This window comes from Actinomadura sp. NPDC023710, assembly GCF_040639875.1.
GTDB lineage: Bacteria > Actinomycetota > Actinomycetes > Streptosporangiales > Streptosporangiaceae > Spirillospora > Spirillospora citrea.
This window is the reverse complement of sequence record NZ_JBFAGB010000037.1, coordinates 75,044-101,532: the sequence shown is the minus strand read 5'-3', so window position 1 is coordinate 101,532 and position 26,489 is coordinate 75,044. Positions and strand designations below refer to the sequence as shown.

At 69.3% G+C, this 26,489-nt stretch carries 23 protein-coding genes and 1 pseudogene; 11 read left to right on the top strand and 13 right to left on the bottom strand.

Features of this window, described 5'->3' with window-relative positions; genetic code table 11:
- Positions 1 to 522, top strand: a 522-nt coding sequence (locus AB0H37_RS34240; protein WP_360616901.1) for a peptidoglycan-binding protein, incomplete at its 5' end; no start/stop codon positions are given.
- 75 nt (positions 523 to 597) lie between these two features.
- Here AB0H37_RS34240 and AB0H37_RS34235 read toward each other — a convergent pair.
- Positions 598 to 1,335 (bottom strand): glucose 1-dehydrogenase, encoded by a 738-nt coding sequence (locus AB0H37_RS34235; RefSeq protein WP_179836696.1) that lies wholly within the window; start codon positions 1,333 to 1,335, stop codon positions 598 to 600.
- A gap of 27 nt (positions 1,336 to 1,362) precedes the next feature.
- Positions 1,363 to 2,448 carry a dihydrodipicolinate reductase gene (locus tag AB0H37_RS34230; protein WP_360616900.1) on the bottom strand — a complete coding sequence of 362 codons (1,086 nt, stop codon included), beginning with the start codon at positions 2,446 to 2,448 and terminating at the stop codon, positions 1,363 to 1,365.
- 464 nt (positions 2,449 to 2,912) lie between these two features.
- Between AB0H37_RS34230 and AB0H37_RS34225 the strand changes: the two genes are divergently transcribed.
- Positions 2,913 to 4,175, top strand: coding sequence for a hypothetical protein (locus tag AB0H37_RS34225; protein ID WP_360616899.1), 1,263 nt, complete (start codon positions 2,913 to 2,915; stop codon positions 4,173 to 4,175).
- Positions 4,176 to 4,183: 8 nt separating this feature from the next.
- Here AB0H37_RS34225 and AB0H37_RS34220 read toward each other — a convergent pair whose 3' ends face one another.
- Genes AB0H37_RS34220 through AB0H37_RS34210 form a run of 3 tightly spaced genes read right to left on the bottom strand, consistent with a single transcriptional unit; the run spans position 4,184 to position 7,429 of the window.
- Complete coding sequence (locus tag AB0H37_RS34220; protein WP_360616898.1) at positions 4,184 to 4,798, bottom strand: TetR/AcrR family transcriptional regulator; 615 nt, start codon at positions 4,796 to 4,798, stop codon at positions 4,184 to 4,186.
- Positions 4,799 to 4,803: 5 nt separating this feature from the next.
- On the bottom strand, positions 4,804 to 5,928 hold the full coding sequence (locus tag AB0H37_RS34215) for a hypothetical protein (protein WP_360616897.1): 1,125 nt from the start codon (positions 5,926 to 5,928) through the stop codon (positions 4,804 to 4,806).
- Positions 5,929 to 5,944: 16 nt separating this feature from the next.
- On the bottom strand, positions 5,945 to 7,429 hold the full coding sequence (locus AB0H37_RS34210; protein WP_360616896.1) for a hypothetical protein: 1,485 nt from the start codon (positions 7,427 to 7,429) through the stop codon (positions 5,945 to 5,947).
- Between the two features lie 214 nt (positions 7,430 to 7,643).
- Between AB0H37_RS34210 and AB0H37_RS34205 the strand changes: the two genes are divergently transcribed.
- Both AB0H37_RS34205 and AB0H37_RS34200 read left to right on the top strand, forming a co-directional pair.
- Positions 7,644 to 8,237 (top strand): TetR/AcrR family transcriptional regulator, encoded by a 594-nt coding sequence (locus AB0H37_RS34205; RefSeq protein ID WP_329098590.1) that lies wholly within the window; start codon positions 7,644 to 7,646, stop codon positions 8,235 to 8,237.
- A gap of 202 nt (positions 8,238 to 8,439) precedes the next feature.
- Positions 8,440 to 10,338, top strand: a complete 1,899-nt coding sequence (locus AB0H37_RS34200; RefSeq protein ID WP_360616895.1) for an amino acid transporter — start codon at positions 8,440 to 8,442, stop codon at positions 10,336 to 10,338.
- A gap of 91 nt (positions 10,339 to 10,429) precedes the next feature.
- Here the strand turns inward: AB0H37_RS34200 and AB0H37_RS34195 are convergent, their stop codons facing one another.
- The 3 genes from AB0H37_RS34195 to AB0H37_RS34185 form a co-directional block, all read right to left on the bottom strand.
- Entirely contained in the window at positions 10,430 to 11,497 is a 1,068-nt protein-coding gene (locus AB0H37_RS34195) for a hypothetical protein (protein ID WP_360616894.1), read from the bottom strand.
- 189 nt (positions 11,498 to 11,686) lie between these two features.
- Positions 11,687 to 13,849, bottom strand: coding sequence for a serine/threonine-protein kinase (locus AB0H37_RS34190; protein WP_360616893.1), 2,163 nt, complete (start codon positions 13,847 to 13,849; stop codon positions 11,687 to 11,689).
- The gene (locus AB0H37_RS34185) at positions 13,846 to 15,939 is read right to left on the bottom strand and encodes a PQQ-binding-like beta-propeller repeat protein (protein ID WP_360616892.1); all 2,094 of its coding nucleotides are present in this window, start codon (positions 15,937 to 15,939) and stop codon (positions 13,846 to 13,848) included. Before AB0H37_RS34185 ends, AB0H37_RS34190 begins: the two co-directional genes overlap by 4 nt.
- 868 nt (positions 15,940 to 16,807) lie before the next feature.
- On the opposite strand from AB0H37_RS34185, the gene AB0H37_RS34180 reads away from it, so the two are divergent.
- The 3 genes from AB0H37_RS34180 to AB0H37_RS34170 all read left to right on the top strand — a co-directional run bounded on the left by AB0H37_RS34180 (position 16,808) and on the right by AB0H37_RS34170 (position 19,250).
- Positions 16,808 to 18,262: a tyrosine-type recombinase/integrase gene (locus tag AB0H37_RS34180; protein ID WP_360616891.1), complete on the top strand. Its 1,455-nt coding sequence runs from the start codon at positions 16,808 to 16,810 to the stop codon at positions 18,260 to 18,262.
- Positions 18,263 to 18,465: 203 nt separating this feature from the next.
- On the top strand, positions 18,466 to 18,774 hold the full coding sequence (locus AB0H37_RS34175; protein WP_360616890.1) for a hypothetical protein: 309 nt from the start codon (positions 18,466 to 18,468) through the stop codon (positions 18,772 to 18,774).
- A 41-nt stretch (positions 18,775 to 18,815) separates the two neighbouring features.
- Positions 18,816 to 19,250, top strand: coding sequence for a PIN domain-containing protein (locus AB0H37_RS34170; protein ID WP_360616889.1), 435 nt, complete (start codon positions 18,816 to 18,818; stop codon positions 19,248 to 19,250).
- A gap of 346 nt (positions 19,251 to 19,596) precedes the next feature.
- On the opposite strand, the gene AB0H37_RS34165 is transcribed toward AB0H37_RS34170, so the two are convergent.
- Positions 19,597 to 19,803, bottom strand: coding sequence for a hypothetical protein (locus AB0H37_RS34165; protein WP_360616888.1), 207 nt, complete (start codon positions 19,801 to 19,803; stop codon positions 19,597 to 19,599).
- A gap of 143 nt (positions 19,804 to 19,946) precedes the next feature.
- Entirely contained in the window at positions 19,947 to 20,273 is a 327-nt protein-coding gene (locus tag AB0H37_RS34160; protein WP_360616887.1) for an ATP-binding protein, read from the bottom strand.
- Positions 20,274 to 20,440: 167 nt separating this feature from the next.
- On the opposite strand from AB0H37_RS34160, the gene AB0H37_RS34155 reads away from it, so the two are divergent.
- Together AB0H37_RS34155 and AB0H37_RS34150 are read left to right on the top strand one after the other, a co-directional pair.
- Complete coding sequence (locus AB0H37_RS34155) at positions 20,441 to 21,253, top strand: helix-turn-helix transcriptional regulator (protein WP_360616886.1); 813 nt, start codon at positions 20,441 to 20,443, stop codon at positions 21,251 to 21,253.
- On the top strand, positions 21,250 to 21,441 hold the full coding sequence (locus AB0H37_RS34150) for a DUF397 domain-containing protein (protein WP_360616885.1): 192 nt from the start codon (positions 21,250 to 21,252) through the stop codon (positions 21,439 to 21,441). Before AB0H37_RS34155 ends, AB0H37_RS34150 begins: the two co-directional genes overlap by 4 nt.
- A gap of 136 nt (positions 21,442 to 21,577) precedes the next feature.
- Here AB0H37_RS34150 and AB0H37_RS34145 read toward each other — a convergent pair.
- Positions 21,578 to 21,811, bottom strand: a pseudogene (locus tag AB0H37_RS34145) (leucine zipper domain-containing protein); the annotation flags it as partial.
- Between the two features lie 246 nt (positions 21,812 to 22,057).
- Between AB0H37_RS34145 and AB0H37_RS34140 the strand changes: the two are divergent.
- Entirely contained in the window at positions 22,058 to 22,273 is a 216-nt protein-coding gene (locus tag AB0H37_RS34140; RefSeq protein ID WP_360616884.1) for a hypothetical protein, read from the top strand.
- A 19-nt stretch (positions 22,274 to 22,292) separates the two neighbouring features.
- Here the strand turns inward: AB0H37_RS34140 and AB0H37_RS34135 are convergent, their stop codons facing one another.
- A complete protein-coding gene (locus tag AB0H37_RS34135) occupies positions 22,293 to 23,525 on the bottom strand; it encodes an IS110 family transposase (protein ID WP_360616883.1) in 1,233 nt (410 codons plus the stop codon).
- Between the two features lie 795 nt (positions 23,526 to 24,320).
- Here AB0H37_RS34135 and AB0H37_RS34130 point away from each other — a divergent pair.
- Positions 24,321 to 24,800, top strand: a complete 480-nt coding sequence (locus AB0H37_RS34130; RefSeq protein ID WP_360616882.1) for a hypothetical protein — start codon at positions 24,321 to 24,323, stop codon at positions 24,798 to 24,800.
- A 175-nt stretch (positions 24,801 to 24,975) separates the two neighbouring features.
- Here the strand turns inward: AB0H37_RS34130 and AB0H37_RS34125 are convergent, their stop codons facing one another.
- Positions 24,976 to 26,454, bottom strand: a complete 1,479-nt coding sequence (locus AB0H37_RS34125; protein ID WP_360616903.1) for an IS1634 family transposase — start codon at positions 26,452 to 26,454, stop codon at positions 24,976 to 24,978.
- Between the last annotated feature and the right edge of the window lie 35 nt (positions 26,455 to 26,489).

Below are 26,489 nucleotides of genomic sequence, written 5' to 3'. Positions count from 1 at the left end.
CCCGGCGGGGACCGCGCCTACACCGTGTGGCACGCGCAGGACTTCCAGAAGGCCGGGCGCTGGCACAGCGGGACGACCGCGAGCGTCGACCAGGCGAAGCCTGGCGACATCGTGTTCTTCGACTGGGGCGCCACCAACAGTGTCGGCGCGATCGACCATGTCGGCGTCGTCGAGAAGGTCCTCGGCGGCGGGCGGCTCCAGACGATCGAGGCCAACACCGATGACGCGGTGAAGCGCCGCGTCCGCGCGGCCGGCGTCATCGCCGGCTACGGACGGCCCGCTTACGACGACTGGACGGAGAACATGGTGAAGAACCTCCCGACGCTCGCCAGAGGAGCCACCGGGGAGGACGTGCAGACCGTGCAGGGTCTCCTGCTGGCGCGCAGCCACTCCGAGGTCTCGATCAACGGCATGTTCGACGCCACCACCGAGGCGGCCGTGAAGGCGGTCCAGCGATGGGGTCGCGTCGACGACGACGGGATCGTCGGCCCGATGACCTGGCCGGTCCTGCTGCGCGTGTAGAGCCCGATGAGTCCGGCGCCGGATGAGCCGGTGATGCGTCGTGCGAGGTCCGGCTGGGGCGCCGCGCGCCCCGGGTCAGCCCTTGTGGGGGATCTGCTGGACGGTCCCTCCGTCGATGACGAACTCGGATCCGGTGGCGAAGGACGACTCGTCGCTGGCGAGGAAGACGACGAAGGAGGCGACGTCCTCGGGCAGGCCGGGCCGTCCGAGGGGGATCGGGACCATGTCGTCGGGGATGCCCTCGGTGAGCGGCGTCCGGATCAGCCCGGGATGCAGCGAGTTGACTCGGACGCCGTGCGGGGCGAGCTCCACGGCGACCGACTTGGTCAGGCCCCGCAGCCCCCACTTCGAGGCCACGTAGCCGTGCGCCCAGGAGGTGCCGCGAAGGCCCTCGATGGAGGAGTTGTTGATGATCGAACCGCCCCCGGCGGCGATCAGCGCGTCGGTGGCCGCGCGGATGCCGAGGAACGGGCCGGTGAGGTTGACGTCGATGATCTGCCGCCACTTCTCCGGCTTGAAACGGTTGATGGCCGCGCCGTTGGCGATCCCCGCGTTGTTGAACAGCACGTTCAGCGCGCCGAACTCGGCGACGGTGGTCTCGACGGCGGCCGCCCAGTCGTCCTCGCTGGTCACGTCGAGGTGCACGTAGCGTCCCGCGTCGCCGAGCTCGTCCGCGACGGCCTTGCCCTCCTCGTCGAGGATGTCGCCGATGACGATCCTGGCGCCCTCGGCGGCCAGGGCCCGGGCACTGGCCGCGCCGATGCCGCGGGCCCCGCCGCTGATCAGAGCGGTCTTCCCGTCCACACGTCCCATGGTTGCCGTCCCTTCTGTCGGGGTGCCCTAGTCGGTCAGCGCCGCCGCGAAGACGCCGCGGGCGGTGGTGAAAGGCAGGTCGAGCGGCGTCCGCAGTCCCGGCGCCGCCGCGATGACGTCGGGGATCGCGTTGACGACGCGCCCGGCGCCCGCGGCGATGGCGGCGTAGTTGTGGTCTCCCTTGGCGCTGGTCGGGCAGACGTCGACGCGGTAGGACGGCTCACCGACGATCTCGACCCGGTAGGAGCCGCCGTCCTGCGCCGGCTGCGGCCAGTCCGGACGCAGGTCGCCGCGCAGCCGGGTCGTGTGGTCGATGACGAGGACCTCCTTGCCGCCGACGACGCCGCTGATCTGGAACCGGACGGCCGCCATCCCGCCCGCGGGGATGTGCCCGGCGGCCACGTCGAACGCCTCCGGCGCCGGCTCCTGCTCGAACCACTCGGTGATCTCGTCGAGCTCGAAACCGAACCCCCGGGCCAGCATCCGGAGGCTGACGCCCCACGACGCGGCCAGCGTCCCCGGTCGCAAAATCTTCGGCAGATCCCCCACCGGACGTCCGAAGCCCATGAAGTCGAGCATGACCGGGCCGCCGTCATAGGTCGCGTAGTCGGCGATCTCCGAGCAGCGCACCTGCTCCACCCGCTGGCAGGTGCTCGCGATCGCGAAGGGCAGCAGGTCGTTCACCCAGCCGGGGTCCACTCCGGTGACGAAGATGCTCGTCCCGCCCGCCCGGCAGGCGTCCTCGACGGGACGGATCATGCGGTCCGGCAGCAGCCCCCAGGGGTAGATCAGCGGCACCGGCGAGGAGGCGACGACGTTGCTGCCCGCGGCGAGGATCTTCCCGATGTCGGCCAGGGCGCCGGACAACCGGGTCTCGCCGATCGCGCAGTAGACGGTGCACTCCGGCCGCGCGGCGAGCGCCGCCTCCAGGTCGGCGGTGGCCGCGACCCCCGTGACCACGTCGAGCCCGGCGAGTTCGCCGGCGTCGCGCCCGACCTTCCCGGGACTCGACACGACCAGCCCGGCCAGTTCGAAGCGGGGATCCTCGATCAGCTGTGCCAGGGCGATGCGGCCGACGTTGCCGGTGGCCACGTGCAGGACGCGGATGGCCATGATGCTCCTCGACGGGTGAGAACGGTGCCGGCCGTCCAGTGGGCCCGGGGCGGCCGGGCGGCGGGATCGCCCCCTGCGGACGCCCGGCGCACCGCCCGGGACGTGCGCGTCGAGCGATCGGACGCGGGGGAGCGCAGGCCAGGGGCCCGATCAGCGTGCACCTGCAGTCCTCCCAGGGGGTGGGGCGAACGACCCCGGCCTTCTCGGCGGGCGTGGGCCTAGGTGGTAGAACGCGTTATCGAGCAACGGGCCAGTGGCCGTTCTCGGCGGTCACCGCGCCGCCCCGGCCAGTTGGCTGGACACATGTCCAGCATAAGGCTCGGTTCAGCGCCACCGCAATGGTGATCGTCGGCCGGTCAACGAGTCGGACACCTGTCCGGACACTCTTCCAGTTCTGCTGGAACGCGTTCTAGTATGGGGTCATCCGCATCCTCCGCCCGCCCGAAGACCGAGGAGATCCGCAGATGTCCCACCCGCCGGTGACACCTCCGGGCCGGTACGCCGACCTGACCCGCGGGGAACTCGCGGTCGTCGTACCCGAGCTGCTCCTGATCGGGCAGCTCATCGACCGCTCCGGGATGGCGTGGTGCATCTCCGCGTTCGGAAGGGAGGAGATGGCGCGGATCGCGATCGAGGAGTGGGCGGCGTCGAGCCCGATCTACACCAGGCGGATGCAGCGGGCGCTCGGCTACGCCCCCGACGAGCCCGGGAAGGGCGACGTCCCGACCATCTTCAAGGGCCTGCAGCTCGACATCGGCGCCCCACCGCAGTTCATGGACTTCCGCTACACCGTTCACGACCGGTGGCACGGCGAGTTCCACCTCGACCACTGCGGCGCCCTGATGGACGTGGAGCCGATGGGCGACGACTACGTCCGGTCCATGTGCCACGACATCGAGGACCCCACCTTCGACGCCACCGCGGTCGCGACCAACCCCAAGGCCCAGGTGCGGCCGATCCACCGGCCGCCGCGCCGGCCCGCCGACCGGCACCCCCACTGCGCGTGGACCGTGGTCATCGACGAGTCCCACCCGGACGCGGAGGGCATCCCCCTCCTCGCCGACAACGAGCGTTCCCGCGCCGCGACCCTCGAACTCGCACCGATCGACCCGTCGGACGACGGGCTCGCCGACTACTCCGGGCCCCTGCTCTCCGACCTGGACTTCGCGGCCTTCTCCCGTTCCGCGCTGTCCCGGATCGCCGACGAGGTCTGCCTCCAGATGCACCTGCTCAACCGGGCCTTCACGCTCTCAGTGGCCCGCCGGGCCGCCGGCGCCGAAGACCTGCTCCGCATCCGGCGCAAGCAGCTCGTCGGCATCGCCGGTGTCGCCGCCGAGAGGCTCGTCCGCGCCCTGGACCTGCCGCGCGACCCGGAGGGAGCGGCCCGTCTTCTCGCGGTGCACCCCCTCCTCAACCCCGCCGCCTACGTCGACGCCGACATCAACGGCGCGACCGTCGCCGTCCGTCCGTCCGCCGCGCATGAGGACGGCGCCTGGATCTCGCTCTGCGGCCCCGAATGGACGACCGCGCTCCAGGCCGCCGTCCGCGCCGCGGACGTCCATCTCGACGTCGAGGTGACCGGTCCCGGCGGCGGCGGATGGCAACTGACCGTCGTCCGCCGCGACGACCCGACCCCGGAGCCCGGCGAGGTGGCCGTCGTCCGCTTCAGCACCGGCACCGCCTTCGCCTTCCAGCCGCGCCGCCCCCTGCCGATCACCCCCGTCTGACGGGGTGATCACACCCGGCGCGGCCCGCCGGTGCGCAGGCCGGGGGCCAGCCAGCGGTTCAGGACGGCACGGACCTCGGCCTCGTCCCTCGGCGGCTCGCTCGGGTGCTGCAGCAGCGAGGTCAGCAGGCGCATGACGATCTCGGCGAGGCCGTCGAGGTCGTCCTCGCCCACACCGGCGGCCGCCCAGTCGACGGGGAAGCGCTGCAGCATCTCGGCGCCGTAGGCGATGGCATCCGCGGTGGTGGCCCCGCGGCCGAAGGCGGCGGAGTCCTCGAGCTGCAGCAGCAGGCTCAGCCGCGGCTCGTTCGGGATGGTCCGCACACAGAAGAGCATGCCCTCGACCACGGCCTCGGCCGGATCGCCGATGCCCTGGAGGTGGGCGATCAGCCGGTCGACGAACGACTCGGCGCCCTGGGCCGCGACCTCGCCGATGATGTCGCTGATGCGGCCGAAGTGGCGGTAGACGGTCTGCCGGGTCACACCGAGTTCGTTCGCGACGTCGGACAGGGTCGTCTTGGCGACGCCGTGCCTGTCGATGCAGCGGACGGTCGCGTCGACGATGCGCTGCCGGGCCTCGGCCTCTGATGCGGGAGGCCGGCCTCCCCAGCCGTGGTGCCCCATGGGCTTTAGGATCGCACAGGCTCCGCCGCCCCTCGCGGCACGCTCGCACGGAGCGCGGCCACGATCATTCCGGCGGCGGCGGCGGAGCACAGCGCGACGTACCACAGGCTGCCGGTCGGCGTGCCCTGCTCGGTGACGCCGTCGGTCGAGGCGAGGTACGCCGGCAGCGCGACGAGCCAGAAGACGATGTGGACGCCGAGGTAGAGCGCCGGATACGTCCGCGCGAACAGCGGCGACACCACCGGGGCGGCCCTGCCGGCGCGCCCCGCGCGCCAGGCGTCGGCGAGAAGGAGGAGGCCGGCGATCCAGACCGCGGCGAGCTCGGCGGCGAGGATGGCCTGCTGGACGCCGAGACGGCCCTCGAAGGCGCCGCTGGGGGCGCTGACGACGATCATCGCCAGGGGTGTCACGGCGCCGGCGACGACGGCGCGCGGGCCGATCTGCCGGCCGGCGAGCGCTCCACGGCCGTCCCTGTCACCGACCAGGCGGACGACGAGGTAGGTCATCGCGCCGAAGGAGACCGAGGCGAAGAGCAGCATGCTGTTCATCGGCACCGAGGCGAGCGCCGGTTGGTTGATCTTCGCGTTCGCGGTGTTCCACGCCCACCACCTCAGCTGGGGACCGAGCTGGTCGAAGACCTCGTAGAAGACCTGGCAGGCGAACGCGACCGCCACCGAGCCGACCAGCGGCCCCCGCCGTGCGAAGACGCCCAGGGCCCGGACGAGCTCGTAGGCGAGCTGGGAGATCGCGGGATAGAAGGCCACGATGTAGAGCGGCAACCGGTCGTACATGAACTGCACGGTGAACACGTTGTGGGAGAAGATGAACCCGACGTGGTCCTGCAGACCGAACCAGCCGGGGAAGTAAAGCGGCGGTTCGATCACGGCCAGGTAGACGACCGAGGCGAACCACAGCGAGATGTTGACCGGGTCGCCGTCGCGCCGCCACCGCCGCCACGCGTGGACCAGGGCGAACACCGCGCCGCCGACGATGAGCAGTTCGAGCACCGCCATGGTGCCGTCCGCAAGGTCGAACGGGTTGCGGAAGGTCACCACGGGATCGGCGTCGTGGCAGGAGAAACCGAGTTTCCCGGCGACGCGCTCGGCCGCCGGATCGCAGGTGTAACCCATGAGCCGCTCCCTGGCGTCAGGTGCCGACGAGGTCGTCACCGCGGGCCGGCGAGGCACCGCGAGGGCCGGTGTAACCGGTGAAGTCGATGCCGGGCGGATCCCGCCGGTCGTCGAACCCGTGGGGCACGACGGTGCGCCCGAGCCGTTGCCGCAGCCTGTAGCGCGCGATGCCGAACCAGAACCGCGGATCGGCGGCCATCTGCCCGAGTGACCTGTCGAGGTTGAACACCTGGGCGAACGTCCGTTCGACGTAGGCGTCCTCGCGGCTCGCGGCGGTGATGGCGTTGAAGACCGGCCAGCTCAGGCGCGAGGTGAGCGCGCGGCGCCAGGCGGCGGCGACTTCGGTCCCGGTCGCGAAGTCGTAGGCCTGGTCACGGGCCATGGCCAGCATCCAGGGCACCTGAAGGGACTTCTTCTGCCTGCCGAGGAAGTCGCGCGCGAAGGCGAGGTCGATGGCCTCACGCCTGCGCAGCACCTCGTCGAGGATGAGCGCGGAGCGGGCGGCGGAGCTCATCCCCTGGGCGTAGAAGGGGTTGAAGGCGCAGATCGAGTCACCGATGGACACCAGCCCGATCGGGGGCGCCTTCAGCAGGTCGAAGCGGCGCCACTTGTTGCCGGTCGCACGGGTCACGTGCACCGCGGAGGTCGGAGTGCAGGCACGGGCCGCCTGCGCGAACACCGGTGTCCGCACGCGGTCCAGAGCGGTCTCGAACGCTTCGACCTTGCGCGGCATCTGGATACCCCACGACCCCATGCACACGATGGCGCGCTCCCCCTCGATGGGGAAGAAGTTGCTGAGGAACTCGTGCTCGGCAGGGTGGTCCCCGTCGTCCTGCGTCGGAGTGATGACCAGGTGCTTCCACCACCACGTCTCCGGACGCCGCTCTGCCGGGGGCAGGTCGTACCAGCGCGAGGTATAGGTGACCTTGGCGTCGAGAGTCTTCTCCGGCGGCGCGGCCCACCCGTCCGCGCCGAGCCATTCCACGACCGAAGAGCCACGTCCCAGCGCGTCGACGACCAGATCGGCGGGCAGATGGCCGCTGTCGCACTCGACCCCCTCGACGCGACCACCCGTCGTGCGAAGCCCGGTGACGGTCACGCCCTCGCGGATCTCGACGGCCGGCAGCTCGCGAACCTTGTCGCGCAGAACCCGCTCGATCAGCACCCGGGAGCTGTACACCATCGTCATCGATCCCGTTTTGCGCGGGGCCCAGCCGTCGTTCTCGCAGTAGGCCGCGTCCATCGACGGCATCAGGTGCATCCCGCCGGCGGCGATCAGCGCCTCCTCGAACCCGGGAAAGATCTCACCGATCGCACGCCGGCCGGAGTTGAGAAGGAAGTGCGGGTGCTTGCTCTGCGGAACGCCCCGCCGGTGCTCGGCCCCCGGCGGCAGCCGATCCCGCTCCAGCACGACCACCTTCTCGAAATGCCTGGCGAGCACCCCCGCGGCGCACAGCCCCGCCACGCTCCCACCCAGCACCACAGCCGTCTCTCCCGGCATCTCCCCACCTCATCCATTCATACATCTAACGAGTGAATGTATGATGAGGGTGCGGCGAGGTCAACAGCCCCCTGCGGATCCGCCACCGGCGGACGGGCGATGCCCGGTGCCGGCGGACGAACCCCCGGCCACGGCCGAGTAAGTCGTCTACCTGCGGAAACACTGCACAGAGAGGAAAGGTGAGCAGGGCGAGTCCAGGAGGCCGGTGAGCGACATGTCCCGTCCCGACGAGGAGTCGGTGGAGGAGCGGCTGCTGGCTGTGGCGGGGAGGCTGCTCAGCGAACTGGGGTACGACGCGGTCACCAACGAGATGATCGCTGAAGCCGCCGGGGTCGACCTCGCGACGCTGGTCGAGCGTCATGGGGGCAAACGCGGTGTCTTCATGACGGTGCTGAAGCGAGTCCACAGGCGGCGCATCGAGCGGTTGCGCGCGGTGGAGGCGGTCTACACCCCGGATCTCGACGGCCTGTGGCGGCTTCTGGACGAGTACCTGGACCTCTGCCTGGACACCCCGGAACTGGGCGCCTTCTGGATGCAGCGCTGGCTGTCGGACGCGAGCGACATTCCACAGCTGGACGCCATGTTCGGCGGACCGGAACTCGGCCGGGTGATCGCGATGGTGCGCGGGGCCGTCGCCGACGACCTGGACGCCGGCATGGTCATGCGCACGCTCACCTGGACCATCCTCGCCTTCTCCCAGAAGGGCATCGTGGACACGGACGGAGTACGGCGGGAGCCCCGCGATCCGGAAACGCGGCAGAGGTTCCGCGCGCACCTCCACCAGCTCGCACGCCACCTCGTCGCCTGACCGACGGCGCAGGGCGCCGGCGCGCGCCCCCACCTCGGGCTCTCTGCCAGGACCGGCCCGAAGGTTCCGCAGGTTGAGATATCGGGAGATCGCGGGGCCGGGGCGCGGGTGACCGTTGTCGCCAGTATTGTGTGCGGGCTCGCGAATCGATCCTGGGGGCGGCCGGATGGACACGTCACTGAAGCCTGACGGGGACTCAGGGATGCGGCGCTGGCTGCTTCAGGGACTGCACCGGCCGGGGCACAAGCCGGGCCCGCACAAGAAGCAGCCGTCCCATCACGAGGACGCGCCGCACAGGCAGCACACCTGGTGGCAGGTCATGTGCCTGACCGGTGTCGACTACTTCTCCACCCTGGGCTACCAGCCGGGCATCGCCGCCTTGGCGGCCGGGGCGCTGAGCCCGATCGCCACCCTGCTGCTGGTGGCGCTGACCCTCTTCGGGGCTCTTCCGGTCTACCGGGCGGTGGCGGGGCAGAGCCCGCACGGGCTGGGGTCGTTGTCGATGCTGGAACGGCTGCTGCCCGGCTGGCGCGGCAAGCTCCTGGTGCTGTTCCTGCTCGGCTTCGTCGCCACCGCGTTCATCGTGACGATCACGCTGTCGGCCGCCGACGCCACCGCTCACCTGCTGCACAACCCGTTCGCGCCGGACGCCGTCGCGGGCTGGCAGATCCCGGTCACACTGGTGCTGATCGCGGCGCTGGGCGCGGTCTTCCTGGTGGGGTTCAGCGAGGCGATCTCGATCGCGGTCGTCCTGGTCGCGGTGTACCTGGTGCTGAACGTCGTCGTGGTGGGGACCGCCCTGGCCAAGGTGGCGTCCGACCCGGGTCTGGTCACCGACTGGAAGCACGCGCTGACCGCCGAGCACTCCAACCCGCTGGTCATGGTCGCCGTCTCGCTGTTCGTGATGCCCAAGCTCGCCCTCGGACTGTCGGGGTTCGAGACCGGGGTGGCCGTGATGCCCCTGGTCAAGGGTGACCTGAACCGGCGGATCCAGGGCGCCCGCAAGCTGCTGACCACGGCCGCGGTCATCATGAGCGTCTTCCTGGTCACCTCCAGCTTCGCCACCAGCGTGCTGATCCCCGAGAAGGAGTTCGAGGAGGGCGGGAAGGCCAACGGCCGAGCGCTGGCCTATCTCGCGCACGAGAACCTCGGGGACTGGTTCGGCAGCGCCTACGACCTCAGCACGGTCGCGATCCTGTGGTTCGCCGGCGCCTCCGCCATGGCCGGGCTGATCAACATCGTCCCCCGGTACCTGCCGCGCTACGGGATGGCACCGGACTGGACCCGCGCCACCCGCCCGATGGTCCTGATCTTCACCCTCGTCTCGTTCGCGATCACGCTGCTGTTCGGAGCCCAGGTCGAGACGCAGGGCGGCGCCTACGCCACCGGCGTCCTCGCGCTGATCCTGTCCGCCGCGGTCGCCGCGACGCTGGCCGCCTGGAAGCGCGGCCGCCGCCGCGTCGGCGCCGCCTTCGGCATCGTCACCCTGATCTTCACCTACGCCACGATCGCCAACATCATCGAACGGCCCGACGGCCTGGTGATCGCCGTGGTGTTCTGCGTGGCGATCGTCGTCACGTCGCTGATCTCCCGCGCCACCCGCTCCACCGAACTGCGCATCACCGACGTCGAGTTCGACGGGAAGGCCCGCGAGTTCCTCGACGAGCGCGGCGAGCTGCGGATCATCGCCAACGAGCCCGACGAGCGCGACCGCCAGGAGTACCTGGACAAGGCGCAGGAGGCCTGGGAGTTGCACCGCCTGCGCGCCGAGGAGGGGCTGCTGTTCCTCGAACTCACCGTGTCCGACGCGTCCGAGTTCGAGTCCACCGTGCGCGTCACGGGCGAGGACCGGCACGGGTACCGCATCCTGCGCACCGAGACCCCGAGCATCCCCAACGCGATCGCGGCGATCCTGCTCCACATCCAGCATGAGACGGGCAAGCAGCCGCACGTCTACTTCCACTGGGCCGAAGGCAACCCGATCGGCGCCCTGCTGCGCTACCTGGTCTTCGGCGGCGGCGACGTCCCGCCCCTCACCCGCGAGATCCTCCGCCAGGCCGAACCCGACATCGAACAGCGCCCCGTCGTCCACGTCGGCTGACTTCGGACACCGGACCGCCTGACTGGCGGCAACGCGCGCCGGCGAGCCGACGGGGACCACTCGACCCGGCTCACGGTCGCCTCGGGTGTGGTCAGGTGAGGCGGTCCTGGTTCTCGTTGGCCTCGGCGCGTACGGCATCGGCGAAGGGGCCGCCGGCTCCTTCCTCTGTTTCCGCGCTTTCCCGGTAGATGAGCCAGCATCCGCGGATTCCGTCGAGAAGGTCTTCGAGAAGGTCGTGCGCGGGCCGCATGGGGTCGAGCGGGGTGGTGCGGAGCGTTTGGAGGAGGGCGTCCCGTAGGCGCGGGTCCTGGTGTTCGTCGGCGAGTTCGTCCGCCTGGCTGATGCAGTCGCGGACGGCTTCGATATCGGGGATCTTGCCTTCGGCGGCCGTCATGGCCTCCCGGATCATGCCGGTGATCGCGTCATAGGGGGAAAGGCCGACCTCCAGGCTCTCCAACACGGCGGTGGGCGTGGCGTGCGCGAGGGCCTCGATGTTGTCGGCCTCCTCGACGACCTGGGTCGGGGCGAGTCCGGATGTCTCGGCCGCGACATCGGCGGCCGCCTGCAGCCAGTGTGCGGCCGCGATGGAGGCGGCGACGGGATCGACGTCGGTGAACAGGGCGCGGCTGCCGAGCGGGTGGTCGGAGAGGATCCTGTCGGCGGCCTGGACCTGCGCCGGGGAGGCGCCGGCGCGGGTGAGCGCCACGGCCTGCCGGGCGCGGCCGGTGAGGTCGCCGAGCTCCGCCTGCTCGACCGCGTTCATCTCCGTCTGGATCTCGGCCACGATTCGGGCGGTCAGGTCTGCGTCGCCTGCGGCGTGGAGTGCGCGGCCGGCCTGTTGCGCCGCCTCCTCGACGGGATTGTGGGAGTGGAGCAGCATGCCGTCACTGGGGAGGTTGGGCGTGGTCAGCGCATCGGCGACCGTGGTGAAGGCCTCTCGATGGTGTTCGCGACGCCACCCTTCGCTGTTCTCGCTCTGGTCCTCGGCCGCGGATGCCGGGTGCGTGTAGGTCCGCCAAGCCTGTTTCGAGAGGAGCGTCAACGCATGGGCGAGATGCTGAGCCTGATCGCCGGTGACCTTCCGGGAGAGGTCCGCGACGGTGAAAGCGGCGTTTCCCATCCCGGTGTTCCAGAAGACCACCAATGCGTGACGGTCCACGTCGTAGGCGTACGTACTCAACATCCCTCCCTGACCTCGACACCTCCCACCCTCCCACTCCCAACTACGAAGAGTGAGACGAACACACCCGCAGAACCGCGCCGTCCGGGCGGCAGGTGGTGGCCTCCAGCCGACGTGGAGCGCCGAGCGCGGGACGGCGCCGAGCACGACGACCCGCCGGAAGCCGTCTCAGGAGAGGTGGAAGGCGAGCAGGGTCTTGTCCTGGGAGGCCACGAGGGTGCGGTCGCGGGTGGTGAGCGCCCAGCGCTTGGTCGGGACGGAGGTGGAGGCGGGGTGGTTCCAGACGAGCTCGCCCGTTTCGGCGTCCCAGCCGTAGAGTCCCGCGCCCGCGGTGCCGGTCACGCCGGTGCAGATCAGTCCGCCGGCGGCGATCAGCCGGGCGGGGAGGGCCGCGGGCGTGTTGACGGACCAGACCCGGCGGCCGGTGCGGGCGTCGAGCGCGACGAGCTGCGGGTTGTCGAGGATGTAGGCGTACTTCCCGCTGACGAGGAGGCTCCGCTCCTGCCCGCCGGGCGAGGTCGGTGTGTAGGTCCACCGCTCGCGGCCGGTCGACGCGTCCAGGGCGTACAAGGTCGGGCTGCCGGTGTAGACCGTCCCGCCGGCCACGGTGAAGCCTGGCGAGAGCTGCTTGTCTTGGTGGGGATCCGCCGCGGCCTTGGGAAGCTCGGCGGTCCAGAGCCTGCGGCCGGTGTCGGCGGCCAGCGCGTCGAGCGTGACGCCCGACGGGTTGCGGAAGATCAGGTTCCCGCCGCCCTCGGGGACGATGGTCAGGCTCCCGTCCGGGTCGGCCCAGCGGAGCACGCCCGTCGCGGTGTCGAGCCCGATGAGCAGGCTGTTCGACCCCTGGACGCCGATCGCGACGAGGGTGCGGTTCGTGATGCCGTAGAGGAAGTCGATGGACGTCTTGGCGGGCCACTCGTGGGTCCAGAGCCGCTCGCCGGTGGCGGCGTCCACGCCGCTGATGACGCGGTTGTGGCCGGCGAGGACGAGCGTCCCGCCGTCCGGCCCCAGCAGCTCGGGGGTGGCGTCCCCGTCGGCCACGTCGCTGGTCCACCTGACCTTGCGGGACTCGTCCATGGCGATCAGCCGGTCGCCGTCGTCCGGGATCCCGTAGATCAGGTTCGGTTCGGTGACCGCGACGGAGAACTTGCTGGACCACAGCTGCCGCCCGGTGCCGAGCGAGTGGCAGCGGTACACCTCCGCCTGGCCGTGGGAGACGACCGTCCGGGAGAAGACCTCGCCGGCGAAGGACCGGTCACCGGTTTCGTTGATCGTCGTCCGCCACAGCAGCTTCGGCGGGGCGGGCCTCCGTCCGGCCCCGGCCGTGGCCAGTGCCGCGGCCGTCCCGCCGCCGATGACGGCGAGTCCCGCGGTTGCGGCACCGCCGAGCAGCAGCCGCCGGCGGGTGCGGGACCTGGCGATCTCCCGCAGATCCAGGAGGAGCGTGGCCTCCCGCTGCCGCAGCTCCTCGCCGAGGGACCCCGGAAGCCAGCCGGGGGCCACCGGCTCGGCCGCCAGAAGTGACGGCAGCAGGTCGGTGGGCGGGCGTTCACCGGGGTCGCGGCTCAGGCAGGCGGCCACCATCCGCGCAAGGGACGCCGGTACGCCGTTCAGGTCGGGCGCCTCGTGCAGGGTCCGGTGAACGACCGCGGGCAGCTCGCCCCTGCCGAACGGGGGGCGGCCGGTCGCGGCGAAGGCCAGCACGGCCCCGAAGGCGAACACGTCGGCGGACGCGGCGAGCGTCCCGCCGCGGATCTGCTCGGGGGACATGTAACCGGGGGAGCCGATGATCTGCCCGTCGGAGGTGAGCGCCTGCGTGGGCCCGTGGGCGGACGCGTCATGGTCGACGGCCTTGCTGATGCCGAAGTCGATGACCCGGGGCCCGTCCTTGGCAAGCAGGATGTTGGCCGGTTTGAGGTCGCGGTGCAGCAGCCCCGCCGCGTGGATCGCGACCAGCGCCTCGCCCAGCCCGGCGCCGAGTGTGCGCAGCAGCGGCTCGGGCATCGGCCCGTACCGTTCGACCGTCTCCTTCAGACTTAGGCCGTTGACGTACGCGGTCGCCAGCCACGGGACGGTCCCGTCCGGCTCGGCCTCGACCACGGGGCTGGTGAACGCGCCGCTGACCTGCTGGGCGGCCGCGACCTCCGCCCGGAACCTGGCCCGGAACCCCGGGTCCCCGGCGAGCTCCGGCCGCACCACCTTGATCGCGACCGCTCGCCCGGCCGGGGACGCGCCCAGGTAGACCCGTCCCATGCCGCCCTCGCCCAGCCGCCGCAGCACCCGGTACCTGCCGATGCGGTCGGGGTCCCCGGGCCCTGGCGGGGACGTCACGAGGCCGTCCGGAAGCAGAGCAGCCGCTGGTGATCGGTCGCGAAGATCGACGAGCCTGACACGACGACGTCCCACTCCTTGGCGCGGGGGACATCGCCCCAGTGCGCCCAAAGCCCCCGCCCGGAGGCCGTGGCGGCGAACACTCCGTTGGTCGAGCCGCCGCTGAACGCCGCCGCGAGGACGTCGTCCGACGCCGCGCCCTGCCCCGGCTGGTCGACGAACTTCTCCGGGCCGGCCAGCGTCCACGCGGGGGCCCCGGTCGCGCGGTCGTGGGCGTGCAGATCGTCCCCCCTGAAGATCACGTTGCCGGCCGTCAGCAGGACGGAGGAGAAGCCCGTGCCGGTGGTCCGCGACCACACCGCCTTCCCGCCGGCCGTGTCGACCGCCTGGAGCGTGTCGGCGAAGTTCCCGAAGACCCTGCCGCCGCCGACCGCGATGCCCTGGGCCGGCCAGTCCGGTCCGGATCTGGACCAGTCGACGGTCCAGCGCCTGCGGCCGGTGGCGAGGTCGACGGCGCTGAGGGTGTGCTCCACGTTGAGGTACAGGCCGTTCCGGTCGACCGCGCCGTTGACGACCGAGTCGGCGAGGGGGAGCCGCCACCGGGCCTTGCCGCCCGCGAGGTCCACGGCCCACACGGCCGGGGTGTCCTCGTCCGAGTACGTCCCCGACTCCAGCAGGACCGCGCCGCCGGCCACGCCGAAGACGGAACCGGGAAACGCGCCGTCGGGCATCGGCAGATGCGTCGGCTCACCGGACGCCGCGTCGACCAGGGTGATCGTCGTCTTCTCGTCGGTACCGCCGCCGTTCGGGAGGATGAACGTCGACCCGTGGACCGCGCAGCCCGCGAACGTGCTGACGTCCGCCGTCCACCGCCGCCGCCCGGACGCGGCGTCCACCCCGTAGGTCGCGTCCTCGCCGCCCCACAGAACGACACCGCCCGCGACCAGCAGGTGCGATTCGTCGGACGCGACGGGCGCGGGCGGGACGAAACTCCACGCCGGCGTGGGCGCCGCGGCGAGAGCGGTCCCGCGGGGCGCGGGCTTGGCGGGCCTGGACTCCCCGCCCGCCAGGGCCCAGCCCGCCGTCCCCGCGCCGACGCCGGTCACGGCGACCGCCGCCCCGGCGGCCAGCCCCAGCACGCGCCGCCGCCGCAGACCGCCGGGGGCCGTCCCCTCGATTTTCGGCAGCGGCGGCGGCAACGTCACGGGCCCGGACGAGATCCGGTTCGCCTCGGCCTCCCTGGCCGCTAGGTCCCGGCGCAGAGCAGGGGAGACGAGCGCCGAAGGGTCGGCGGGGGTCAGCGCCGCGATCACGTCCGTGAGCGGAGGCCGCCGGGCCGGTTCCTTGTCCAGGCAGGCGGCCAGGATGCTCCGCAGGGACGCGGGCAGCCCGTCCAGACCGGGGTCGCCGTACATGATCTCGTAGAGCAGCGCGCCCGGGTCGCCCTTGCCGAACGGCCGGGCTCCCGTGGCCGCGTAGACCAGCACGCCCCCCAGCGCGAACACGTCCGCCCCGGGCCCCGCGTCCTTGGCACCGGCGATCTGCTCGGGCGCCAGGTACGCCAGCGTGCCGATCATGCCGCCGGTACGGGTGATCTGCGTGGCGTCGACGACCTTGGCGATCCCGAAGTCGATGATCTTGGGGCCGTCCTCGGCCAGCAGGACGTTGCCGGGCTTGAGATCGCGGTGCACCAGCCCCGCCCCGTGGACGGCCTGCAACGCCTCGGCGAGCCCCGCGCCCAGAGCGCGGACGGCGGGCTCGGCCAGCGCCCCGCCGTCCTCGACGGCCTCCTTCAGCGTGGGCGCGGGGACGAAGGCGGCGGCGAACCAGGGCTGCGGCGCGTCGGCGTCGGCGTCCAGCACGGGAGCCGTGTACAGGCCGCTGACCCTGCCCGCGGCGGCGATCTCGCGGCGGAACCGCCTCCGGAAGCCCGGGTGGTCGGCGGCGTCCGGCCGGATGAGCTTGAGGGCCGCCAGCCGCCCGCCCGGCGACCGGGCAAGATAGACGACGCCCATCCCGCCCGCGCCGAGCCGAGCGAGGATCCGATACCCGCCGACCCCAATGGGATCCCCCGGCTGGAGTGGCCCCATCCCGCCCCCACCTCGAAAGAACAAACGTGTCTGTAAGTCTATCGAACCCCCACCAGCACACCCGCTGATTCGACGTCCCCCTGCCGCCGTCCGAGCGCGGTTCCCAAGATGTGGAGAGCCCCGCCATCGACGCCCAGTGTGGCGCCGACGTGGCAATGGCGTCATCCAATGCGAGGAAGGGCGGCGACTCCCCCCGGGCATGCGAGCCGTCCGACCTCACCCCTCGTTGCCACCACTTGATCAGCCTTGAGACGAGATCGGTCACCCCTACTGGCCAAGGGCCCGCCCCCAGTCCGGAGAGACCCGAGTCCGGGTAAGTCTGGCGGTCCTCCTTGTAGTGGCGACGCGACGTTAAACGCACGTGGGCGCTGCGGGCTCGATGGACGTGCGAACTTCGCACGCGCGCGTTTACATAGAGACCGGCGTGAACTGGCGTAGGCCCCGCACGTCACAGACGCGCCCGGTTGGCCGTCCGGTCGGGCGTTCATCATCCCTATGGAAGGGTTGCGAGCGTGGGCGTGGAGCACCCCGGTAGGCCAGGCAAAGGCCCCGAGACTGCCGACCAGACCACCGCGCAGGGCACCAGCGACCAGCCACCGGCCGACCCTCCCGAAGCAACCGGGAAAACAAAAGTAGGCCCAGGTGGGGAAGCAAGGTTCCTACCTGGGCCTTCTCGGTGGGAGCGGGCGACGGGAATCGAACCCGCGTAGCCAGTTTGGAAGCGGCAGTTGAACACCTCCCGGAGATCGCCTCCGACCCGCTAAACTGCAGGTCAGGGGCCGTTTCGTATGCCATCCTGTGCTCGCCGATGTCGCTCGGATTTCCATGATCCAGTGACAAATGAGTGACAAATGATCTTCGGGGGATCATGGGTTTCACACGCAAGCGCAAGGGGCCGGAGGGCACCCGATACCAAGCGCTCTACGACGACGCTCGGGGCGTCCGCCAGACGGCCGGCACCTTCGGCACCCGCAAGGAGGCCGACCGCGCCTGGCAACGAGCCGAGTCCCGCATCGCCGAGGGCAAGGCGGGCGACCCCCGCCGAGCCCGCCAGACCTTCCGCACCTACGTCGAGGAACGCTGGTTCCCGAACCACCGCATCGAGGCATCGACCCGCCAGGACTACTCCTACGCCCTCGCATCACACGTCATGCCGTACTTCGCGGAAATGAGGCTGCAGGACATCACCTCAGAGACCGTCCGCGAGTGGATCACGCACCTCAAGAAGCAGGGCGCCTCCGCCTACCGCATCAAGTACTGCAAGACGGCGATCCTCAACGCCATCTTCACCACCGCCGTCAACGACGGCGTCCTCGTCTACCACCCCAGCCGCGGCGTGAAGACCGACCCCGTCCCCGAGAAGCCACGCCAGATCATCACCGCCGACCAGTTCGCCCGTATCTACGAGGCGCTCCCGGACGCGGACGCCCAACTCCTGGTCGAGACCGACATCGAGAGCGGCCTCCGCTGGGGCGAGCTGAGCGAACTGCGCGTCAAGGACCTCGACTTCGCCACCGGCATCCTCACCGTCAGTCGCTCCGTCGTCGAACTCGTCCCCAAGTTCCACCCCGAAGGCCGCCGCTTCCTGGTGAAGGACTACCCCAAGGGCAAGCGCTGGCGCCGCTTCAAGCTCAGCCCCCAGATCGTCGCCAAGCTGAAGGCCCACGCAGAAGCCAACGACCTCGCCCCGGACGACCTGTTCTTCAGCCGCCGCCGAAACGAGCCGCCCAACCTCGAACTCCTGGACCCCGACACCCTCACCTTCGAAGCCCCGAGCGGCCGCACCTACACCCACGGAACAACCACGGCCTACAGCCTCGGCAAGTGCAAGTGCCACCACTGCCGAGCCGCGTACGCCGCCTACCGAGCTGAGCGTCGTGCCCAGGGCAAGGACAACCCCCGCAAGCCACGCGTCATCGACGACGACCCCCACATCTCCGCGAACTGGTTCCGCACCCGCTGCTGGCACCCGGCCCGAGCCGCCGCCGACCTCGGATGGTCACCCCGCATCCACGACCTCCGCCACGCCCACGCCTCCTGGCTCCTAGCCGGCGGCGCCGACCTCCAGGTCGTCAAAGAACGCCTCGGCCACCGCAAGATCTCGACAACCGAGCGCTACCTCCACACCCTCCCCACCGCCGACGAAACCGCCCTAGAAGCCCTAGCCAAGATCCGCGCCACCCAGGGCACCCAGGACGCACCCTCAGACCTTGAAGCCCAACTCGCCGAAGCCCAAGCAAAGATCACCCAACTACAGGCCGTCCTAGCCGACCAGCTGATCGCCCAGCACACCGAAACAAGACCGAACCTGCGCTCCGTGTAGCGCGCTTCAGGATGGATCCGGGAGCGGAGGAGTTGACATGATGGCGTCCACGTACTCGGAGGCCGAGGATCGCGAGTGAGGCCGCGAGCCTGTCTTGTCGTCCCGCAGCGAGGAAATGCGTCAGGCCAAGCTCCGTTAGCTCGTACATGAGTTCTACCCCTCTCGCCAGGACAATCCGCTCCTACCATTGGTAGGATTGAGTCGTGGACGCCAAGCGAACTACCGCCAACCAGCCTCTTCGTGTCGCGAAGCGCCGCAAGGCCGGGAGTGGGCACAGCGCGACCGAGAAGTTGTCGGCCACCATCCGCCGCGGCCGCAAGGCCGAGATCCGCGAACAAGCCCGCAAGCTGGGCCTGTCCGATTCCGCCTACGTTGATGAGGCGATCGCGGCCAAGCTCCAACTCGACGCCCTCGCCGAGTTCGTTGACGAGCTGGAAGAACAGCACGGGCCGTTCAGCGAGGACGAGATCCAGGCCGCCCTCGCCGCTTGGCCGTCCGCGCAAGATCAGTGAGCACCGTGCGAGGCCGTCGGGCTGCAAGGCTTGGCGGGGTCTTGGTACTCGACAACGATGCCATCAACAAGGCCGCCACGGATCGCAACGTTGCGATCTTCTTCGCCGCAGCGCTGCGCAAGCAGGCACGATTGGTTACGTCCAGTGTCGTGCTGACGGAGATCCTCCGCGGCTCCGACCGGGACACGAAACTGAACCATGCGCTGTCCAGCACTAGGACCGTCGTTGAGCCTGTCACTGAGGAGCTTGCACGCGCCGCCGGGAAGCTGATCGGTGACGCGGGGTTCGACTCGACGGAGGTTGTTGACGCTTTGGTCGCCGCGACGGCTCACATGTACGCCGACCGTGCGGAGGCGGCAGGGCAACAGCCTGATGTGCTGATCTTGACCGCCGACTCCACCCACCTGCCGGGGCTGGCCGGTGATCGAAGGGGAGTACGAGTGCAGAACGTAAAGCACATTCGCCGGCCTGCCTGAGCGCGGGCTGGCGGTGCGGCTGAGAATCAGCCTCCGGACGCCTGGCGAGGTGGCGCCTCGCTGCTCGGTGGCCCTCCGCGAGGCTGAGGACGGCGGCGCAGCCGTACTGCAAACTCCGAGTCCGACGTGATCGTCGGGACTGCCAGCAGAGGGTCTGTGCAGACTAAGGACTCTTTCGTCTCTGTCGCTCTTTCGGTGGTAGCGGAGGAGACGGAAGCCCGCTACGACTGCCTCTTGATCCTGCGTTGTCCGCGCGACGGCCCCGAACTCTCCAGCCAGGGCCGTGTCACCGTCGGGGACGAGGAACGACCCCCTCGGCTTGCTTCGCTGGTCGTCCCTCTATGACTTACCAGGTGCCGGGGAACATGCGGTGTTTGAGCAGGTCTTCGACCTGTTCGGCGGCGGCTTTGGCGTCACCGCAGGGAGCGAGGTAGCCGCGCCGCCCGCGCTCGGCGTCATGGTATCCCCATGCGCCGCCCGGAATGGCCAGCACGACTACCCCGAGCCCGACGTGATCGTCGGGGCCGCCGGCATAGACCCAGAGCAGAGGCACCGGGAACCCCTGCGGGCGATAGAGCCGGACGAGACGCCACCCCCGAGGCTCCAAAGCCACTGCCAACAGGGTCAGGAATCTCTCCGCCAAAGCGCCGCTCCGGTACGTCCGCCACCGCAGGACACACTGCTCAACCCGGGCGCTCACAGGGCGCACCTGGCCCATACGATCTTTCCGCCTTCCGTGATCGGTCGGGTTCCCCAGTCGTCCACGACCTGCGACATCAGCAGCAGGCCCCGCCCCGACGTCGCCTCGAAGTTCTCCGGGCCGACCACCGGGAGTCCGGCCCCCTGGTCCCACACCTCGATCACCGCCAGGTCCGCACGGACGTCGCGGAAGACGCGAAGGATGATCTGGCCCTCGCCGTGCCGCCATGCGTTCGTCACCAGCTCGGACACCACCAGGCGCGCTATGAAGTCGTCGGTAGAGCCCCACTCCCGGAACTGCGCCGCGACGAAGTCTCTCGCCAACGCCGGCGCTCGGTCATCGGGGTCGAGGAACATTGTCGGAATTTCGGAGGTAAATACGGACATCTCTACGACCTCTGAACTGTTTGTTTCGCTTTGGAGGTCAAGAGTGCCTACGTAGAACTAGGCTCGCTACGTTCTGGAAGCAACGGCAACGAAAGGGATCATGAATGTCCCTGCGCGATGCGCTCAACCCGGATCGCTCACTCTGGCACTTCATCGCCGTTCACCTGCGTCGATACCGTGCGGCGCACAGTCTGACCGGCCAGGCTCTTGCGGACGTTCTGGACTGTGATCGTTCCACTGTTTCTAGATATGAGTCCGGCCTGCTCAAGCTCACTCGTAAGCACGCGGAGATCATTGACCGAGCGTGGCAGACACAGGGCATGTTCACGTCCCTGGTCACGCTCGCCGGAGCAAGCGAAGAAGGAGACTGGTTCACCGGGCTAACGGAGTACGAGGGACGCGCGAGCCGCATTCGCATGTGGGAGACGCTGTACGTTCCCGGCCTGTTTCAGACACCGGAATACGCACTCGCCACGTTTACGGCCAACGCGGTAGCGGACCCGCAGGCCGCCCTGAACCGGCGGCTCAGTCGTCAGGCCGCCGTGTTCGACAGGCCCAACCCCCCGCGTCTCACGGCAATTATGAACTGGACGGTCCTAGCACAGCCCATCGGTCCACCGGAACTCATGCGCGAACAGCTTGCCCACCTCGTCGACTTGAGTGATCATCCGTCCGTGAGCATCCGGATCGTGGAACGGCAGGACAGGGCGCACCCCGGGCTCGACGGGCCATTCAAGATCGTCAGTGCTGACGGCCGCGACCTGGCATACACCGAAGCGGTGACGAGGGGGCGTTTTTTGACAGACCCACATGATGTGGAAGAGGTGGCCATAAGGTATGACCGTATTAGCGACATAGCCGCCCCGGTCGGCCCGTCCCGGGCACTGTTGGCGGCCGAACTGGAGAACCATCGATGATGAATTGGCGCAAGTCGAGCCACAGCGGCGGCAGTGCGACCTCCGATTGTGTCGAACTGGCGCGCTTCCCCCAGGCAGTCGGCGTGCGTGACAGCAAGGACCCGAGCGGCCCCCACATCACCCTCCCGGTGGAGCGCTTCCGTCGACTGGCCGCCGACATCAAGTGCGGAGCACACGACCTACCCTGACAACCCATCACGCACATCACCACGAGAGCCCCTGAGCCGAGCGGTACAGCAGAGGGCTCTCTGAGTGAGTGTTTGCGAAGGCTTTCGTTATTGGTAAGTGAGGGGTCTCGGCGGACGGCGGGACGGCCCCACCGGGGGGATGCTTACGCCGCAGTTCACACACCAGCGCCTCGATTTCAGCGCTCATCCGATGCGGACACGAATCCGGCCGCCGACCGGTCGCCCAACCCAGCCAAACCCTCGGCCCGATACCGCCGCAACCACGCATGATCATTCTGCGACGACACCCCGAACCTGGCCGCCACCTCGGTCACCGGTGCGCCCGCCCGCCCTGAAGCACCGCCCGATACCGCTGCTCGACAACCGACAACTCCACCAGTGCCAATCCCGGCCCCCGACGCGCGCTCCCCGCAAACGAACACGCGACAACCAAGCCGAACAGCCATCCGTCAAGCATGTGATGGGACAGAGGTGTCAAGCATCTCCCGGGACAGGACACGGCTTGCGAACAGTGCCGGATGAGACCTCCGATGTAGTTACAGAGTCAAGCGACAGGTGAGTTTTCCGGTGACTGATCCTTGTTCTCAAGCCGTCGGTGAGCGTTAGCGTGATCAGCGTGGATGCGCATGAGGGGGACCGGCTGTCCGCCGAGGAGTTTCAGAGCATGCTGCGCTTGCTGCGACGCTTTGCTGACACCGAGATGGACCAGTTCGCACTCTGGCGACTCGATAGCGGAGAGGCCGAGCCGGTCTATGTCTCGGTCGGTCTGAAGCCCGTCGGTGCCGCGGAGTCCTCATTCGCCCGGTTCGAGACCCCTGACGTGGGGCGCTAGCTTCGATGCGTTTGCTGCCTCACGCTGCTGCGGTGACGGGTGGGGTGAAGGCTTTGGCCGGGTCGTAGTGCTGCCTGGTCTGGAGGCAGTGGGGGAGTTGTCCGAGCATCCGGTTGAACAGGTTGCGCAGTGCGGCGGCGTGCCGGTCTCCGTGGTCGCGTCGCTGCTGGTAGTGGCTGCGCGGGGGCCCGGTCTTGGCGGCCGCGCAGAACGCCCATCTGAACCCGGTGGCGGCCAGGCGATTGTTCTTGATCGAGCGCCGGGTGACCGACAGGCTGCGCCCCGAGGCGCGGGTGACCGGCGCAGACCCGGCATAGGCCTTCAACGCCCTGGCATCGGCGAACCAGCCCCGGTCATCGCCGATCTCGGCCAGCAGCCGGGCGCCGAGCTCGTCGCCCAAGCCGGGGAAGCTGGTGATGATCTCGTAGTCGGGGTGCTGGGCGAAGGCCTCGGCGACCGCCTGGCCGAGCCGGTCGACGTTGTCGCACTCGGCGTCCAGAACGGCCAGCAGCGCGCGAGCCTGGACGCCCATCGCGTCCTCGACCAGCGGCGGTTGATGCAGGTGCGGCCGCCTCAGAGCCTGCTGGACCCGGCGGGCCAGCTCGTCGGTGCCGCGTTGCCGACCGGCCCGCCGCAACGCCGCGGCGATGCGCGTGCGCGACAACCGGGCGGCCGCCGTGGGCGTGAGCGCGAGCGCCAGCACGGCCCGGGCGTCGCGCCCGGCCAGGTTGGTGGATCGGTCGCCGGCAAAGGCGGCCAGGAAGGCCGGGAAGTACTCGCGCAGCAGCGACCGCAGCGCGTTGGACGCGCGGGTCCGCCGCCAGATCGCGTCCTGGTGAGCCCGAGCCAGGACGGCGATCGCCTTGGCCAGATCGCTGTCGTCGGGCAGCGGCCGGTGGGCGTGCGCGTCGGTGCGCAGGATGCCTGCCAGCGTCATCGCGTCGATGTGGTCGGACTTCTTGCGCGCGACCGAGTGCCGCTCGCGATAGCGGGCCACCGCCATCGGATTGATGGCGAACACCTTCCGGCCCGTGCTCCGCAGCGCCGCCACCAGCAGGCCACGAGGCGTCTCGATCGCCACCGGGATCGGATCGCCGGGGTCTTCCCCGACGTCGGCCAGCAGCTTCAGCAGTTCCTCAAACCCCTCGGCGCTGTCGTCGATCCGGCGCTTGGCCAGAAGCAAGCCGGCCTGGTCGACCACGGCGACGTCGTGGTGGTCCTCGGCCCGGTCGATCCCGCAGAACGCTTTCACCCGGTGCTCTCCCTCGATCACCTGTGACCTGTCAGTGCAAGTGGCGGCCTGGCCGGGAACGCGCGGCGCCCTAATCACAAGGCTCTGCGGCCTTCCCTCCGATGGAGCCGTTCGCGATCCCAGCGACCCGCGCGGGCCCCAGTCTCATCCGGGAGCTCCAAGGCTCAGAACTTTCTCAGAGGTCACCGCGCGGGCGGCTCGAACCACGACCGGCAACCTGCCACCAACACCACCGCGGCGAGGCCCACCTGCCGGACCCGGTCTGGAAGCCAACGACCCTGATTAGAACTTTCTCTACGTCTTCAAGGGCGCCCGCTCCGCGGCCGCCGCCGGCCGGTCCGGGCCGGGCATGCGGCCTCTCCGGGCCCACCCGCCCCGGCCGCCCGGCCGCAGTCCGACTGCGGACCGCCGTGGAAGAAAAGAGTTCCCCTCGCCATCCTGGCGCGACTACAGTTTTAAGCTCGACACGAGCAGATTATCCGGCTAAACCTCTGGGAGGCGTCCATGAATTTCTTTGACACACAACTTCTCGTGCATGCTTCGGAAGGGCGAACGTCTCTAAATTCGAGCGACGCCTGGATTTCATCCGTAGTCGCCCAGGAGTTTTTGCTATTTCAGAAATCAGGAGGTGCAAGGAACGATTACTACCTGCCTCTAGTATCGAAGCGAGATAGGGGTTTATGGGAATCACAAGCTCTAGTCAGCTATGCCAGAAGCCATCCGCCAACAGCCCGCCTGCGGAGTGGAAAGCGTAGAACCGACTCTCTAATATTGGAGTTTGGCGACACTTTCCCCATGGCGGTCGAGCACTCACATCAAGCGCTCGCCAATGCTCTAAATGCCCGCATGGTGTCATTCATCCTGACGTACGCCGAGTGTCTCGACATCGCTTCTCAGCGAACAATCAAATCCAGGCTACGCTTCTTGTGTGACGTTGGAATTAAATGCAAACCTCTTACTGAAAGATCGGCTCACCTGGCGCAGTGCCTGCTACGTGACTTTGCGGAGCGCTATACCATCAAGAAGAACTTTCGGAACACACTCAACGACATTATGATTCTGGCAGTCGCCTTGGATGAGCGCGCGCGGCTCCTTACAGACGATCGTCTTCTGGCCATCTTTTCCGAAGACTTTCTTGCTGCCACCGTACGTGGAAGTGAAAAAATGTATGACATCGATCTGTCTGGGGATGTCGGAAGAATTGATCGTCGCCCCCCTCTAGAGTCAAAGGCATATATCAATTCCCGATGGCGAGTTAGGCACGGCCCTGCGTAGTTTGAACCTTGCTTGAGCGAGCGCGAAGCGGGGGCCTCGCAGCCCCCAGCCCCCCCGCGGGCCGGAGGGCACGCCCGCGCGAAGCTGTCTGTCACACCGTCTCGTCGTTCGCGCGGGCACCCTCCGGGACGGTTACGCAATGAGCAGGCGATGCCTTTACCTGACTTGGCTCAAATTAGTGCGCACCGCGGTCGTGGATGCGGGTGAGGGCATCGCGGAGGTCGTCGGGTAGCGGGTCGACGGCGGTGAGGGTGTGCTCGCCGGCCTGGATGTTGATGGTGCGGTAGCGGCGGGTGGTGCGCACGAACTTCTTGATCGACCAGCCGGTGGTCTGCTCGATCCACCTGCTGACGGCCAGGGCGGCGAACACGACCGTCAGGTGTGCGTCGATCGACTCGCGCTTGTGGTGGTAGATCGGCCGCGCACGTAGGTCGTGTTTAGACGTTCGGAACGACTTCTCGATGTGGAACAGTCGGTGGTAGGCGTCGATCACGAACTCGGCGGTGACGTCCGGGAGGTTGGTGACGTAGCCTTTGAGGCCGGCAAGGGCGCGTGCCTTGGCTTCCAGGGTCCGGTTGACACTCTTGGTGGCGCCGGTGAGCTGGATGAACCGGTTGTGTTTGACCGCGGTCTTGCCGGCGACGGCCTGCTCGGCCTTGGCGACCTGTTCGTCGATGCCGTGCAGGGTGCGCCGAGCCCGGTCCGCCCGGTACTGGTAGTAGATGATCTGGTCGCGGCGCTGGTCCTTGGGGCCGGCAGGCCAGGGCTGGGTGAAGATGTGCCCGTCGGGGATCTGCTCATCCGGGTGCTCGTGGCGCCACGCCTGGACCACGTACGGCACGTCGGGTATCCGCGCGCCGAGGATGAACGACAACCCCGCGGCCTCGATGGCCTGCTGGTTGGCCGCAGAGATCATGCCAGCGTCGGCCACGACCGTGACATCAGCCAGCTGGTGGGCATCCATGAACGCACGGATGGTCGGCAGCATCGTAGTGGTCTCGCCCCGGTTGCCCTCGAACGCGTTAGCCATCAACGGAAACCCGCTTGCGTCGGTGAGCAGCCCGATCGTGATCTGCGGCTCCAGGCGGCGTTCTTTGGAGAACCCGGGCTCACGGAACCCGTCCCCGGCATCGGTCTCGAAGTACAAGGTGGACACATCGTAGAGAACCAGTGACGCTGGCCCCAGATCAGCGGTGCGGGCGCACGCCGCGGCCAACTTCTGCCGCCAGGACTCTTTCGCGAACGCGGGCAGACGCCGCTTGAGGGTCGCGTACGCCGGCGGGTCGAAACCTGCCTCCTCGACCACCCGCAGACTGTCCAGCTTGCTGGTCGGCTCGACGATCCGTGCCAGCACCAGTAATCGGAACACCTCGTCACCACCAGCGGCCTCCTCGAACCCCAACAGCTGGTAGGCGTGGCCGAGCGCGTCCCACAGGTACCCCATCCGCGACGACGTGATCGCAAGCGGCCCACCACCAGCACCACTGCCGGCCTGCAACGCCGCGAAGTCCGGGCCAAAGTCGAGCTCGGGCTGCCCCACAGCCAGACGCTGCCTCGCCACCGCCTTGAGCGCCTCCAACGCCGCATCGTCATGCGCCGAGCCGATGTGCTCGATGTCCCGCGACCCGCGACGCGAAGAGTGCACGATCTGCACCGCCCTGGCCCCCGACGCCGTCTTCACCGTGCGCA